We start from the raw sequence: 14,669 nt of genomic DNA, 5'->3' as shown, positions 1-14,669 counted from the left end.
GGTCCAGCGCGGCGCGGGTGCCGGAAACGAAAACGCCGGCGCGAACGGCCGGCGTCCTCGGGATCTGCCGCGGCGGCGCCTACTCGCTCGCCGGGGCGGCCTCCTCGGCCGCGTCGCCCTGGTCGACGATGTCGAGCAGCTCGACCTCGAAGCTCAGCACCGCGTTCGGCGGGATCGCGCCGGGCACGCCGCTCTCGCCGTAGCCCAGGGCCGGCGGGATCCAGAACTTGTAGGTGCTGCCGACCGGCATCAGGGCCACGCCCTCGCTCCAGCCGGGCACGACCTGGTCGAGGCGGAATTCGGCGGGCTCACCGCGCTCGCGCGAGCTGTCGAAGGTGCTGCCGTCGAGCAGCGTGCCGACGTAGTGCACGCGCACGGTGTCGGTGGCGTCGGGCGTCTCGCCCTCACCCTGGGTCACCACCTGGTACTGCAGGCCGGACTCGGTGGTCTGCACGCCTTCCTTCCCGGCGTTGTCGGCGAGGAAGGCATCGCCCTCGGTCTTGTTCTTCTCGGCCAGCGCACGCGCCTCTTCCATCTGCCGCTGCTGCATCTTGGTCTGGAAGGCCTGCGCGACCTGGCGGCCCTGCTCCTCGGTCATCAGCGGCTCGTTGCCGGCGAAGACATCTCCCATCGCCCGGGCGACGACCTCGGGGTCGACCTCGTCCTTGATCGGCTCGAGGTTGCGGGCGATGTCCATGCCGAGCATGTAGCTGACCCGGTCCTTCTCGCTCGGCAGGCCTTCGATCGCCGGCATGCCCTCGGTCGCGGTCCCGGCGCTCTCGGCAGTGGCGGGAGCGGCATCGTCCGGCGCGGCGTCATCGGCGGCCTGGTTGCAGGCGGCCAGCGACAGAGCCACCGCCAGCATCAGGGCGGTGCGAGGGAATACCTTCATTCGTGACTCCTGGTTGGGTGGTGCGCGGAAAGTGGGCGCGCAGGGCATTGTTGCCGCGCCACGGGCGGCCGAGCAAATGCGACAGCGCCCGCCCCGGAAGGTTCAATCTGCGGGAGCGGCCAGCGCGGCCTCCAGCGCCGCGACCAGGGCGGGATCCTCCGGCGCGGTGCGGCTGCCGAAGCTGGCCAGGACCGTGCCGTCGCGGCCCACCAGGTACTTGTGGAAGTTCCAGCCGGGTTCCTCGCCCGCCTCGGCGGCGAGCCGGCGGTACAAGGGGGTGGCGTCGTCGCCGACCACGTGCACCTTCTCGAACATGGGGAACTTCACCCCGTAGGTCAGCGTGCAGAACGACTGGATCTCGGCCTCGCTGCCGGGCTCCTGGCCCTTGAAGTCGTTGGAGGGGAAGCCGACGACCGCGAACCCGCGCCCGCGATAGCGCTGGTGCAGCGCCTCCAGGCCCTCGTACTGCGGTGTGAACCCGCACTTGCTGGCGGTGTTCACCACCAGCAGCACCTGGCCGGCGAACGCCTGCGCCAGGTTCACCGCCTCGCGCCCGGCCAGCGGGCGCATGTCGACGTCGAGGAGATCGGCGGCGTGCGCGAGCGGCGCACACGCCAGCAGGCAGGTCAGGAGCAGGCCGCGCATCGCAGCACCCATGGGCAGGAGGGAGGCCGCAGTGTAGGCCGGGACCGTCGCCTCGGGCAGCGGGAGCTTGACGCGCTCGATTGTAGTGTTATAGTTACCTACAACACCGGTTCAACGAACCACCAGACACGGGAGTCGTGCCATGGTCACCCAGCTGAAGAACACCGCCGTCGCCCTCCTCTCCGCCCTGCTGATGCTTGGCGCCGGCGCACTGCTCGCGGAGCCGGTAGCGGCCGGGGAAGAGATGGCGCTCGAGACCACGTCGATCGAGGAACTGGACGCGGCACTGGACCTGCCGGCGGACGTGCTGTCCGGCGCCGGCCCGTCGCGCCATCCGCGGGTGGACCTGGCCATGCCCTTCTTTTCCTTCGCACGGATGCTGCCGGTTGCCTCGGAGTCCTGACATGAGTGGCGTGACCTGGAACGACAGCAGTCCGATCTACAAGCAGCTCAAGGAGCGCGTCGTGGCGATGATCCTGGACGGGATCCTGAAACCGGGCGATCCCCTGCCCTCCGTGCGCCAGGTGGCGGCGGACTACCAGCTCAACCCGATCACCGTCTCGCGCGCCTACCAGGAGCTCTCCGACGAGCAGCTGGTAGAGAAGCGCCGCGGCCTGGGCATGTTCGTCAACGAGGGCGCGCGCGGCCAGCTCCTGTCGAGCGAGCGCGAGCGCTTCCTCCACGAGGAGTGGCCGCTGATCGTCGAGCGCATCCAACGCCTCGGCCTCGACCCCGAGCACCTCATGCAACTCGTCCAGCCCGAGGAGAACAAATGAACGCCGTCGCCGATACCACCGCACCGCGCGAGGCCGGGGCGCCGCTGGTCGTCGAGGCCCGCGGCCTGCGCAAGACCTATCGCGGCAGCGCGGCACTCCAGGGCGTGGACCTGGCGATCCCCACCGGCCGCATCGTCGGCCTGGTCGGCCCCAACGGCGCCGGCAAGACCACCGCGCTCAAGGCCCTGCTCGGGCTGATCCCGTTCGAGGGCGAGCTCAAGGTGCTGGGACTGGACCCGTGCAGGGATCGCGACGAACTGATGCGGCAGGTCTGCTTCATCGCCGACGTCGCCGTGCTGCCGCGCTGGATCCGCGTGCGCGAGGCGATCGCCTTCGTCGAGGGCGTGCATCCAGGCTTCGACCGCGCCAAGTGCGAGGCCTTCCTGGCCAAGACAAAGCTCAACCCGAAGATGCGGGTGCGCGAGATGTCCAAGGGCATGATCGTGCAGCTGCACCTGGCCCTGGTGATGGCGATCGACGCCAAGCTGCTGGTGCTCGACGAGCCCACGCTGGGCCTGGACATCCTCTACCGCAAGCAGTTCTACCAGGACCTGCTGGAGCAGTACTTCGACCACGACCGCACGATCATCGTGACCACGCACCAGGTCGAGGAGATCCAGCACATCCTCACCGACCTGATCTTCATCCGCGACGGCCGCATCGCGCTCGACGCGGACATGGAGGCCGTCGGCCAGCGCTTCGTCGAGGTGATGGTGCCGGCCGACCGCGTCGAGGCGGCGCGGGCGCTGGGCCCGCTCGACGAGCGCCAGGTTTTCGGCAAGTCGATCTTCCTCTACGACCGCCAGGCTTCGCCGCAGGCCGACGCCGCCACCCTCGGCGCGCTCGGCGAGACACGCAGCCCCGGTATCGCAGACCTGTTCGTCGCCACCATGAAGGGGACCTACGCATGAACACCTTTCCCGTCCTGCTCCGCCGCGAATACTGGGAGCACCGCGGCGGCTTCGTCTGGGCGCCGGTGATCGCCGGCATCGTGGTGCTGGTGCTCACGCTGATGGCGTGGGTGCTGGTCGAGGTGGCCGCGCGCGGCAGCGACGTGCAGATCGGCGGCGTCGACCTCGCGGCGCTCAGCGCGCAGATGTCGGCGCAGGAACGCGCCGAGGCCGGGCAGGCGCTCGACGTGGCCACCGCCCTGATCGCCAGCTGGCCCCTGCTGGTGATGGCCTTCGTGGTGTTCTTCTACAGCCTCGGCGCGCTGTACGACGACCGCCGCGACCGCAGCGTGCTGTTCTGGAAGTCGCTGCCGGTTTCCGACCTGCAGACGGTGCTGTCGAAGGCGGTGAGCGCGCTGGTGCTCGTGCCGGTGTTCGCCACCGTGGTCGGGGTGCTGACCGGCCTCGGGCTGCTGCTTCTGGTCAGCCTGGCGGTGGCGGTGCACGGCGGCAATCCCTTCGCCCTGGTGTGGGGCCTGGGCAGCCCGTTCCGCGTCGGCGGCCTGCTGCTGGCCTCGCTTCCGGTCTACGTGCTCTGGGCGCTGCCGACCGTCGGCTGGCTGCTGCTGGTCTCGGCCTGGGCGCGCGGCAAGCCCTTCCTGTGGGCCGTGCTGATCCCGCTGTTCTCCGGAATCCTGGTCGGCTGGCTGGCGCTGATGAGCGTGATCGAGAGCTCCGGCTGGTACTGGAAGCACATCGTCGCGCGGCTGACGCTGGGCACCTTCCCGGGCATGGACCTCTTATACCGGGGTGACCTGGCGGAAATGGCCTCCGCCGCCGGCCAGTCGCCCGAGGGGGTGCTGTCGATGCTGTCGCTGGCGAACACCGCCCAGGCCCTGCGCATGCCCGACCTGTGGATCGGCGCCGTGGCCGGCGTCGCGATGATCGCCGTCGCGGTGTGGCTGCGCGGCCGCCGCGACGAAGGCTGAACCCCGTTCCGTCCCATCACCCACCCCATCCGGAGGGACCATGAAACATCTCATCCTGTGCACCGGCGCGCTGCTGCTCGCGCCGGCCGCGGCCCACGCCGACGACATCTTCGAAGCCGAGTGCGAGTACGAGGCACCGCGCGACACCACCCTCGACCTCGCCGGCATCAAGACCCTGGTGGTCGACGGGGGCGCGCACACCGTGCACCTGGTCGCCAGCGGCAGCGGCGACGGCCGCGTCGAGGCGCGGGCCTGCGCCGCGGCGGAAAAGGACCTCGACCGGCTGCAGATCCACCAGGAGCGCAGGGGCGAGCGCCTGATCGTGCGCCCGCAGCGCGGCGACGGCGACGACAGCGCCATCGTGACCCGGCTGTTCGGCTCGGACTACGCCTACATCGAGATGCGCGCGGCCATCCCGGATGACCTTGCGGTCGAGATGAAGGTCGGCTCCGGCGACGGCCTCGTCCACGGCGCGGCCTCGCTGGAGGCCAACGTCGGCTCGGGCGATCTGGTCGTCGAACAGCTCGGCGGCCCGCTGGAGGCGACGGTCGGCTCGGGCGATCTCGACGCCTCCGATATCGGCGCGCTGGATCTCGGGGCGGTGGGTTCCGGCGACGCCGAGGTGACCGGGATCGACGGCGACGCGCGCATCGGCAGCGTGGGCTCCGGCGACGCGACGCTTCGCGAGGTGAAGCGGAACGTGGACATCGGCTCGATCGGCTCGGGCGACGTCGAGCTCAGCGGCGTCGGCGGCAACGTCGAGGCCGGCGCCATCGGTTCCGGCGACCTCCGGGTCGAGAGCGTGGGCGGCAACCTCCGGGTGCGCACGCTCGGCAGCGGCGACGTGCGGCACAGCGGCGTCGGCGGCCAGGTCGACGTGCCCGAGGACTGAGCCCGCACTGCCGCGATGGCCCCGAACGCAAACGCCCCGGCAGGCCGGGGCGTTCTCGTTGGCGCCCGGTCGGAGCCGACGGCTCAGCCGCCCCCGCCGCCGCCGCCGTGGATGCCGCCCTTGGCGAGCACGGCCGGATCGAGAAGCTTCCTGAGCTCCTTCTCCGACATCCCCGTGGTCTCCATCGCCACCTCCAGGATCGGGCGGCCTTCCTTGTAGGCCTGCTTTGCGGTGGCCGCGCCCTTCTCGTAGCCGATCACCGGATTCAGCGCGGTGACCAGGATCGGGTTGCGGTCCAGCGCGGCGCGGATGTTGTCCTCGCGCACGCGGAAGCCCGCGATCGCCGCATCGGCGAGCTGGCGGCCGGCGTTGCCGAGGATCTCGATCGACTGCAGCAGGTTCAGCGCGATCACCGGCAGCATCACGTTGAGCTGGAAGTTGCCGCTGGCGCCCGCCACCGTCACCGTCGTGTGGTTGCCCATCACCTGGGCGCAGACCATGGCGGTGGCCTCGGGGATCACCGGGTTGACCTTGCCCGGCATGATCGACGAGCCCGGCTGCAGCGCCGGCAGCTCGATCTCGCCGAGGCCCGCCAGCGGCCCGGAGTTCATCCAGCGCAGATCGTTGGCGATCTTCATCAGCACGCAGGCCAGGGTGTTGAGCTGGCCGGACATCTCCACCGCCGCGTCCTGCGCCGAGATGCCCTCGAAGAGATTGGCCGCCGCCTCGAACTTCACCCCCGACAGCGTCGTCAGCTCCGCGGCGACCTGGCGCCCGAACTTCGGATCGGCATTGATCCCGGTGCCGACCGCGGTGCCGCCCTGCGGCAGCCGGCGCAGGCGCTTGCCGGCGTCCTCGATGCGCTCGATGGCCGAGCCGATCTGCGCCGCCCAGCCGCCCAGTTCCTGGCCGAAGGTGACCGGCATCGCGTCCATCAGGTGGGTGCGGCCGGTCTTGGTGACCTTCGACAGCTCCTTCGCGCGTGCCTCGATGGTCTTCTTCAGGTGCTTCAGCGCCGGCAGCAGGTGCTCCTGCACGGCGAGGTGGCCGGAGACCTGGATGGCGGTCGGGATGACGTCGTTGGAGCTCTGCCCCATGTTGACGTGGTCGTTGGGGTGGATCGCGACCTTGCCGCCTGCATTGGCCAGGGTGGCGATGACCTCGTTGGCATTCATGTTCGACGAGGTGCCCGACCCGGTCTGGAACACGTCGATCGGGAAGTGCGCATCGACCTCGCCCCGCGCCACCACCTCGGCCGCCTTGCGGATCGCCTTGGCCTCGGCCTTCCCGAGGTGGCCGAGCTCGAGGTTGGCGGCGGCGCAGGCCGACTTGATCAGGCCCAGCGCGCGGATGAACTGGCGCGGCATGCGCAGGCCGGAGATCGGGAAGTTCTGCACCGCGCGCTGGGTCTGCGCGGCGTAGAGCGCGTCGGCGGGCACCTTGAGCTCGCCCATGCTGTCGTGCTCGATGCGGGTCTGCTGCTTGCTCATCTCCACTCCAATGCGTCGCGGCGGGGGAAGCGACCGAGTATAGGCCGCGCCGGTGACGCTCTCGCGCACCGGCCGCGCGCCCTGCGGATGTACAATCGCCGGCCGCGATCCACGGGCGCAGGCGCCCGCGCGACCCGTGCCGCCCCGGCCTCTTCCTTCCCGCGGTGAGCGAGGCCTGCCGGCTCGCCGCAGACACGAGCGCGCGATGTCCACCACTGCCGATTCCGCCCCCCTCCTCGCCCTGTCGCCGGTCGACGGCCGCTACGCTGCCAAGGTCGAGGCGCTGCGTCCGGTGTTCTCGGAATACGGCCTGATCCGGGCGCGGGTGCGGGTCGAGGTCGAGTGGCTGCTGGCGCTGGCCGCCGAGCCGGGCATCGTCGAGCTGGAGGCCTTCTCCGACGGCGCCGCCGCGCGCCTGCGCGCGCTGGCCGACGGCTTCTCGGTGGACGACGCGGCACGGGTCAAGGCGATCGAGCGCACCACCAACCACGACGTCAAGGCGGTCGAGTACTTCATCAAGGAGCGGCTGAAGGACGACGCCGAACTCGGCCCGGCGCTGGAGTTCGTGCATTTCGCCTGCACCTCCGAGGACATCAACAACCTGTCCTACGCGCTGATGCTGGCCGAGGGCGTGGGCGGCGTGCTGGCGCCGCGCCTGGCGGGGCTGGTCGAGACCCTGCGCGACCTCGCCCATCGCCACGCGGCGCTGCCGATGCTCTCGCGCACCCACGGCCAGACCGCCTCGCCGACCACCGTCGGCAAGGAGCTGGCCAACGTGGTGCACCGCCTGCGCCGCCAGCTGGCGACGCTCGACGCGGTGCAGATCGCCGGCAAGATCAACGGCGCGGTCGGCAACTACAACGCGCACGTGGCCGCGTATCCGGAGGTCGAGTGGCCGACGCTGTCTCGGCGCTTCGTCGAGTCGCTCGGCCTGGCCTGGATGTCCTACACCACCCAGATCGAGCCGCACGACGGCATCGCCGAGCTGTCGGACGCGCACAAGCGCATCAACACCGTCCTGATCGACCTGGCCCGCGACATCTGGGGCTACATCTCGCAGGGCTATTTCAAGCAGGCGCTGAAGGCGGGCGAGGTCGGATCGTCGACCATGCCGCACAAGGTCAACCCGATCGACTTCGAGAACGCCGAGGGCAACCTCGGCATCGCCAACGCGCTGTTCGAGCACTTCGCCGCCAAGCTGCCGATCAGCCGCTGGCAGCGCGACCTCACCGACTCCACCGTGCTGCGCGCGCTGGGTACGGCGTTCGCGCACACCCTGATCGCCGTCGACGCGCTGGAGCGCGGCCTGGGCAAGCTCAGCACCAACGAGGCGCGCCTGGCCGAGGACCTCGACGCCTCGTGGGAGGTGCTCGCCGAGCCGATCCAGACGGTCATGCGCCGCCACGGTCTGCCCGAGCCCTACGAGCAGCTCAAGGCGCTGACCCGCGGCCAGGGCATGACCCGCGAGACGATCCGCGCCTTCGTGCAGGGTCTGGACCTGCCGCAGGCCGAGAAGGACGCACTGCTGGCGCTGACGCCGGCACGCTACACCGGTCTCGCCGCGCGCCTGGCCGCGGAGATCTGACGTGGCGCGGCATCCCATCGAGGTCGACGCGCGTGGCCTGCCGCCGCTCGGCATGCCGGCGGCCGACTTCCTGCGCGACTACTGGCAGAAGAAGCCGCTGCTGATCCGCAGCGCCTTCCCGGACTTCGTCTCCCCGCTCGCGCCGGAGGATCTCGCCGGCCTGGCCTGCGAGGACGGCGTGCTGGCCCGGATCATCAGCCACGACCGGCGCCGCGACCACTACGCCCTGCGCACCGGCCCCTTCGACGAGGCGGAGTTCCCCGGCCTGCCCGACCACGACTGGACGCTCCTGGTGCAGGACGTCGACAAGTGGGACGCCGACGTGCGCGCGCTGCTGCCGGCGTTCGGCTTCCTGCCGCGCTGGCGCGTGGACGACATCATGGTCAGCTTCGCCGCGCCCGGCGGGTCGGTCGGCGCGCATGTCGACCAGTACGACGTGTTCCTGCTGCAGGCCCACGGCCACCGGCGCTGGCAGATCGACGCGCGGCCGAACCCGCCCGCGGACTTCCGCGACGACGTCGAGATCAAGCTGCTGCGCGACTTCGCCCCCAGCCACGAGTGGGTGCTGGCGCCGGGCGACATGCTCTACCTGCCGCCGGGCGTGCCGCACCACGGCGTGGCCGAGGATGCCTGCCTGACCTTCTCGATCGGCATGCGCGCGCCCTCGGTCGCCGAGCTCATGGTGGATCTCGCCGAACACCTTGCGGCGCAGCTGCCCGAGGAGACGCGCTACGCCGACCCCGACCTGGTGCCGCCGACCGACCCGACCGAGATCGACGCCGCGGCCCTGGAGCGCGTGCGCGCGGCGCTCGTGGGCCTGCGCGAGCTGCCCGACGCGGCGCTGCGCGACTGGTTCGGCGGCTTCATGACCACCTACCGCAGCGCCGGCGACATCGCCGCGCCGCCGCGCCCGCTGCGCCCGGCCGACATCGAGCGCCGCCTGCAGGCGGGCGGGCGCCTGGTCCGGCATCCCCACGCCCGCCACGCCTGGGCGCGCGCCGGCCGCGGCGGGGTGCTCTACGCGCACGGCGACGCCTTCGCGATGGGCACGGCCAGCGCCCGCGCACTCGCCGCCGCGGACGAACTCGACGCCGCTGCGCTCGCGCGCCTGGACGCGCGCGGACGCGCCGCGCTCGAGGTCCTCGCCGCCCGTGGCCACTACGCGATCGCTCCGGCACGGAGGCGGCGATGAGCGCCGACGCCGGCTGGCGGGTCCGCCCGGCCGACTACACCCGCGACTTTCCCGCCCTGCGCGCGGTGCGCGAGCCGGTGTTCGTGGTCGAACAGGCGGTGCCGATCGAGGAGGAATGGGACGCGCTCGACCCGCACTGCTTCCACGTGCTCGCGTTCGACGCCTCGGGATCGCCCGTCGGCACCGGCCGCCTGACCCCGGAGCGCAAGATCGGCCGAATGGCGGTCCTGCAGGCCTGGCGCGGCCGCGGCGTCGCCAGCGCACTGCTGCAGGCGCTGGTCGAGGAGGCCGTGCGTCGCGGCTGGGACGAGGTGAGCCTGCACGCCCAGGTCCAGGCGATTCCCTTCTACGCGCGCGCCGGCTTCACCGCGTATGGAGACGAGTTCATGGAGGCTGGGATCGCGCACCGCCGGATGCGGCGCGCCCTGTCCACCTGATCCGGGGTCCGTGCCGATGAGCGACGACAGCCAGCATTTCGCGGTCCGCAGCCGGGACGTCGCCCTGGACACCGCGCTGCGGATCGTGCGCGGCGCCCGCCGCCGCCTCAGCGTGCTGAGCCCGAACCTCGACCCCACACTCTACGCGCAGCCTGCGATGGTGGAGGCCTTCAAGGCCTTCGCGATCGCCGGGCGCGGCGGGCAGGCGCTGTTCCTGGTCCAGAACCCCGGCCTCCTCGCCCGCGACCAGCACGCCCTGATCCCGCTGGTCCAGCGGCTGTCGAGCGCGCTGCAGGTGCGGGTGGTCGAGGAAGCCGTCGACCTGGACTACCCGTCCGCCTATCTTGCCGGCGACGGCGGGGACGCGCTGTTCCATCCCGTCGCCGGCCGCTCCGAGGGCGAGGCGACGCTGGGCGATCCGGCCCGCGCGCGCCAGCTGCAGATGCACTTCGACACCCTCTGGGAACGCGCCCGGCCCTGCGTCGAACTGCGCGCGCTGGGCCTGTAAGCGGTTCCGGGTGGCGAGGTCAAGGACTATACTCCCGAGGATTCATGCTGCGACGCGGCGAACGCCGTTCTCGTTTCGCCCCCACGGCCCGTCGCCCAGCCTCCGGATCCACATCCCAAGACTCGATCGCTAGGCCAGCCTCTGCCGTGGACAATCTACTGAAGCAGTTCTCCCGCACCTCCCAGCTCGGCGGCGGCAATGCCGCATACATCGAGGACCTGTACGAGCAGTACCTGGTCGCGCCGGACAGCATCGGGCCGGAGTGGAAACGCTACTTCGACGACGTCAAGGGCCGCGAGGCGCGCGACCTGCCGCATTCGGCGGTGATCGCGCAGATCGCCGAGGCCGCGAAGCAGGCCGGGCGCATGGCCCCGGCCGCCCCGGGCGGCGACGCCGACGCGCGCAAGCAGGGCGCGGTGCAGAAGCTGATCACCGCCTACCGCTCGCGCGGCCATCTCGCCGCGGACCTCGATCCGCTGGGCATGCGCGAGAAGCCGGAGGCGCCCGACCTCGGGATCGAATTCCACGGCCTGGGCAAGGCCGACCTCGACGTCGAGTTCCCGACCGGCCCGTTCGGCGGTCCCGAGCGCCTGCGCCTGCGTGAACTGGTCGAGCGCCTGCGCGCGACCTACTGCGCCTCGATCGGCGCGGAGTTCATGCACATCACCGACACCGAGCAGCGGCGCTGGGTGTGGAGCAGGCTCGAGCGCACCGCCGGCCAGTTCGGCTTCGGCACCCAGCAGCGCAAGCGCATCCTCGAACGGCTCACCGCCGCGGAGGGGCTGGAGCGCTACCTGCACACCAAGTACGTCGGCCAGAAGCGCTTCTCGCTCGAGGGCGGCGACAGCCTGATCCCGATGATGGACACCCTGATCCACGACGCCGGCGTCGGCGGGATCAAGGAGATCGTCATCGGCATGGCCCACCGCGGCCGCCTGAACCTGCTGGTCAACGTGCTCGGCAAGCCGCCGCAGCAGCTCTTCGCCGAGTTCGAGGGCCGCTTCGAGCACGTCGACGACCCGGCGCACTCCGGCGACGTGAAGTACCACATGGGCTTCTCCGCCGACGTCGCGCCCGAGGGCAAGGGCGTGCACCTGGCGCTGGCCTTCAACCCCTCGCACCTGGAGATCGTCGACCCGGTGGTCGCAGGCTCCGTACGCGCCCGGCAGATGAACCGCCAGGACGCGACGCACGACCAGGTCATGCCGATCCTGATCCACGGCGACGCCGCCTTCGCCGGCCAGGGCGTGGTGATGGAGCTGTTCCAGATGTCGCAGGCGCGCGGCTTCGCCGTCGGCGGCACCGTGCACGTGGTGATCAACAACCAGGTCGGCTTCACCACCAGCCGCCCCGACGACGCCCGCTCCACGCTGTACTGCACCGACGTCGCCAAGATGGTCGGCGCGCCGATCCTGCACGTGAACGGCGACGATCCGGACGCGGTGGCCTACTGCGCCAAGCTCGCGCTCGACTTCCGCCAGCAGTTCAAGAAGGATGTCGTCATCGACCTCGTCTGCTATCGCCGCCACGGCCACAACGAGGCCGACGAGCCGGCGGCCACGCAGCCGCTGATGTACAAGACCATCCGCGCGCGCAAGACCACGCGCGATCTCTACGCCCAGCGCCTGCAGGGCGAGGGCGTGATCGCCGGGGACGAGGCGCAGGCGCTGGTCGACGCCTACCGCAAGGGGCTCGACGAAGGTGCCGTGGCCGCCGCCGACCTGGCCCGGCCGGACACCTCCTTCAGCAGCACCGACTGGTCGCCCTACCTCAAGGGCAGCCTCGCCGACGCCGTGGAGACCGCGGTGCCGCGCGAGACGCTCGACCGCCTGGCGCAGCGGATCAACACCCTGCCCGAGAGCGTCAAGCCGCATGCGCGCGTCGCCAAGATCTACGACGACCGCCGCAGGATGGCCGCCGGCGAGCAGGCCATGGACTGGGGCTTCGCCGAGAACCTGGCCTACGCCACCCTCGTCGAGGAAGGCTTCAAGCTGCGCCTGGTCGGCCAGGATTCCGGCCGCGGCACCTTCTTCCATCGCCACGCCGTGGTCCACGACCAGGCCACCGGCCGCACCGTGCTGCCGCTGCGCGACCTGGGCAAGCGCGCCGAGGACGTGGAGATCATCGACTCGCTGCTCAGCGAGGAGGCGGTGATGGGCTTCGAGTACGGCTTCGCCACCGCCGACCCGCGCACGCTGTGCATCTGGGAAGGCCAGTTCGGCGACTTCGCCAACGGCGCGCAGGTGGTGATCGACCAGTTCATCAGCTCCGGCGAAGCGAAGTGGGGCCGCCTGTGCGGGCTCGCGCTGTTCCTGCCGCACGGCTACGAGGGCCAGGGTCCGGAGCACAGCTCCGCGCGCCTCGAGCGCTTCCTGCAGCTGTGCGCGCTGAACAACATGCAGGTGTGCGTGCCCACCACCCCTGCGCAGGCCTTCCACATGATCCGCCGGCAGATGAAGCGCGCCACGCGCAAGCCGCTGATCGTGATGACGCCGAAGTCGCTGCTGCGCCACAAGCTCGCGATCTCCACGCTCGACGAGCTGGCCGATGGCGGCTTCCAGCGCATGATCCCGGACGCGCGCGTCGCGGCCCCGAAGAAGATCAAGCGCGTGGTGCTGTGCTCGGGCCGCGTCTACTACGACCTGCTCGAGGAAGCCGAGAAGCAGGGCCTGGACCAGGTCGCGCTGCTGCGCGTGGAGCAGCTGTATCCGTTCCCGCGGACCGAGGTCGCGGCCGAGCTCGAGCGCCTGGCGTCGGCGACCGACGTCGTCTGGTGCCAGGAAGAGCCGCTCAACCAGGGCGCGTGGTACCAGATCCGCCACCACCTCAGCGCCTGCATCGGCGCCAGGCAGTCCCTGCACTACGCCGGCCGCGCCCGCTCCGCCGCGCCGGCCGCCGGCCACGCCAACACCCATGCCGCAGAGCAGGCCAAGCTGGTCGCCGACGCCCTCACCGGCACGCTCGACGGCGACCCCGGCACCGACTGACCGCGGCCGGATGCCTGCCCCCTACAACAGCACTGCATTGACCCAGGAAAGCCACCCATGAGCATCGAAGTCAAAGTCCCGGTCCTTCCCGAATCCGTCGCCGACGCGGTCATCGCCGGCTGGCACAAGAAGCCCGGCGACGCGGTCAAGCGCGACGAGAACCTGGTCGACCTCGAGACCGACAAGGTCGTGCTCGAGGTCCCGGCTCCCGCGGACGGCGTGCTCAAGGAGCTCAAGGTGGCCGAGGGCGACACCGTCACCGGCCAGCAGGTCATCGCGGTGATCGAGGAAGGCGCCGCCGCGGCCGCCACCGAAGCCGCACCGGCCAAGGACGAGACCGAGGGCAAGGACAAGGGCCAGGCGCCCGCACAGGCCGCCAGCGAGACGGCGCCGGCGAAGGAGGAATCCAACGCGCGCAAGCCCGAGCCCGCGGCCAAGGGCGACACCTCCGGCCTGTCTCCCGCCGGCCGCCGCGTGGCCGAGCAGGAAGGCATCGACCCGAAGGACGTCGAGGGCACCGGCCGCCGCGGCCAGGTGACCAAGGAGGACCTGGTCAACTTCCTCAAGGACGGCGGCGTGTCCACCCCGGGCGGCGCACGGCCGGAGCAGCGCGTGCCGATGACGCGCATCCGCCAGCGCATCGCCGAGCGCCTGATGCAGTCCAAGGACTCCATCGCGATGCTCACCACCTTCAACGAGGTCAACCTTCGCGAGGTCATGGCGCTGCGCAAGTCGCTCAACGAGCAGTTCGAGAAGGCCAACGGCATCAAGCTCGGCTTCATGAGCTTCTTCGCCAAGGCCTGCGCCAACGCGCTGCAGCGCTACCCGGTCGTCAACGCCTCGGTCGACAACAAGGACATCATCTACCACGGCTACGCCGACATCTCGGTGGCGGTCTCGACCGACAAGGGCCTGGTCACGCCGGTGCTGCGCAACGTGGAGTCGATGGGCTTCGCCGACGTCGAGAAGACCATCGCCGGCTTCGCCAAGAAGGCGCGCGACGGCAAGCTCGGCCTCGACGACCTGCAGGGCGGCACCTTCACCATCACCAACGGCGGCACCTTCGGCTCGCTGATGTCCACGCCGATCGTGAACCCGCCGCAGTCGGCAATCCTGGGCATGCACGCGATCAAGGAGCGTCCGATCGCCGAGAACGGCCAGATCGTGATCGCGCCGATGATGTACATCGCGCTCTCCTACGATCACCGCATCATCGACGGCAAGGACGCGGTGCAGTTCCTCGTCGACATCAAGAACCAGCTCGAGAACCCGCACCGGATGCTGGTCGGCCTCTGATCGCCGCCGGCGTCCCGTGCCACCCCGGTCATGCCCGCGTCCGCGGGCATGACGGTTCTCGGAACCTCAGCCCGCGCGCGCGCCGCGTCG

At 70.9% G+C, this 14,669-nt stretch carries 14 protein-coding genes; 11 read left to right on the top strand and 3 right to left on the bottom strand.

The genetic code is table 11. The features are described from left to right. Positions 1-79: 79 nt before the first annotated feature. Both KB893_RS04085 and KB893_RS04080 read right to left on the bottom strand, forming a co-directional pair. The gene (locus tag KB893_RS04085; RefSeq protein ID WP_213173453.1) at positions 80-892 is read right to left on the bottom strand and encodes an FKBP-type peptidyl-prolyl cis-trans isomerase; all 813 of its coding nucleotides are present in this window, start codon (positions 890-892) and stop codon (positions 80-82) included. 102 nt (positions 893-994) lie between these two features. Further along, positions 995-1,537: a glutathione peroxidase gene (locus KB893_RS04080; protein WP_275945909.1), complete on the bottom strand. Its 543-nt coding sequence runs from the start codon at positions 1,535-1,537 to the stop codon at positions 995-997. 142 nt (positions 1,538-1,679) lie between these two features. Between KB893_RS04080 and KB893_RS04075 the strand changes: the two genes are divergently transcribed. The 5 genes from KB893_RS04075 to KB893_RS04055 are packed head-to-tail and all read left to right on the top strand — an operon-like array spanning position 1,680 to position 5,084. Further along, positions 1,680-1,940, top strand: a complete 261-nt coding sequence (locus tag KB893_RS04075; protein WP_211926210.1) for a hypothetical protein — start codon at positions 1,680-1,682, stop codon at positions 1,938-1,940. A gap of 1 nt (position 1,941) precedes the next feature. After that, positions 1,942-2,313 carry a GntR family transcriptional regulator gene (locus KB893_RS04070; protein WP_211926209.1) on the top strand — a complete coding sequence of 124 codons (372 nt, stop codon included), beginning with the start codon at positions 1,942-1,944 and terminating at the stop codon, positions 2,311-2,313. Then, entirely contained in the window at positions 2,310-3,224 is a 915-nt protein-coding gene (locus KB893_RS04065) for an ABC transporter ATP-binding protein (RefSeq protein WP_211926208.1), read from the top strand. Before KB893_RS04070 ends, KB893_RS04065 begins: the two co-directional genes overlap by 4 nt. After that, positions 3,221-4,192, top strand: a complete 972-nt coding sequence (locus tag KB893_RS04060; RefSeq protein ID WP_211926207.1) for a hypothetical protein — start codon at positions 3,221-3,223, stop codon at positions 4,190-4,192. The genes KB893_RS04065 and KB893_RS04060 overlap by 4 nt, the downstream gene beginning before the upstream one ends. 40 nt (positions 4,193-4,232) lie before the next feature. Then, on the top strand, positions 4,233-5,084 hold the full coding sequence (locus KB893_RS04055) for a DUF4097 family beta strand repeat-containing protein (RefSeq protein ID WP_211926205.1): 852 nt from the start codon (positions 4,233-4,235) through the stop codon (positions 5,082-5,084). Positions 5,085-5,167: 83 nt separating this feature from the next. Here the strand turns inward: KB893_RS04055 and KB893_RS04050 are convergent, their stop codons facing one another. Continuing rightward, positions 5,168-6,574, bottom strand: coding sequence for a class II fumarate hydratase (locus KB893_RS04050; RefSeq protein ID WP_211926204.1), 1,407 nt, complete (start codon positions 6,572-6,574; stop codon positions 5,168-5,170). 205 nt (positions 6,575-6,779) lie between these two features. On the opposite strand from KB893_RS04050, the gene purB reads away from it, so the two are divergent. From purB to sucB, 6 genes are all read left to right on the top strand, one after another. Next, positions 6,780-8,159, top strand: coding sequence for an adenylosuccinate lyase (gene purB, locus KB893_RS04045; RefSeq protein ID WP_211926203.1), 1,380 nt, complete (start codon positions 6,780-6,782; stop codon positions 8,157-8,159). A 1-nt stretch (position 8,160) separates the two neighbouring features. Then, entirely contained in the window at positions 8,161-9,351 is a 1,191-nt protein-coding gene (locus tag KB893_RS04040; protein ID WP_338026845.1) for a JmjC domain-containing protein, read from the top strand. Next, positions 9,348-9,788, top strand: a complete 441-nt coding sequence (locus KB893_RS04035) for a GNAT family N-acetyltransferase (RefSeq protein ID WP_211926202.1) — start codon at positions 9,348-9,350, stop codon at positions 9,786-9,788. The genes KB893_RS04040 and KB893_RS04035 overlap by 4 nt, the downstream gene beginning before the upstream one ends. Before the next feature lie 16 nt (positions 9,789-9,804). Then, a complete protein-coding gene (locus KB893_RS04030; RefSeq protein WP_211926201.1) occupies positions 9,805-10,296 on the top strand; it encodes a DUF7931 domain-containing protein in 492 nt (163 codons plus the stop codon). Between the two features lie 146 nt (positions 10,297-10,442). Continuing rightward, the gene (locus KB893_RS04025; RefSeq protein ID WP_338026844.1) at positions 10,443-13,283 is read left to right on the top strand and encodes a 2-oxoglutarate dehydrogenase E1 component; all 2,841 of its coding nucleotides are present in this window, start codon (positions 10,443-10,445) and stop codon (positions 13,281-13,283) included. A 57-nt stretch (positions 13,284-13,340) separates the two neighbouring features. Continuing rightward, positions 13,341-14,579 carry a dihydrolipoyllysine-residue succinyltransferase gene (gene sucB, locus KB893_RS04020; protein ID WP_211926199.1) on the top strand — a complete coding sequence of 413 codons (1,239 nt, stop codon included), beginning with the start codon at positions 13,341-13,343 and terminating at the stop codon, positions 14,577-14,579. The last annotated feature ends 90 nt before the right edge of the window (positions 14,580-14,669 follow it).

The sequence above is a fragment of the Coralloluteibacterium stylophorae genome (assembly GCF_018122625.2).
Lineage (GTDB): Bacteria > Pseudomonadota > Gammaproteobacteria > Xanthomonadales > Xanthomonadaceae > Coralloluteibacterium > Coralloluteibacterium stylophorae.
This window is presented reverse-complemented; position numbering and strand designations above follow the sequence as displayed.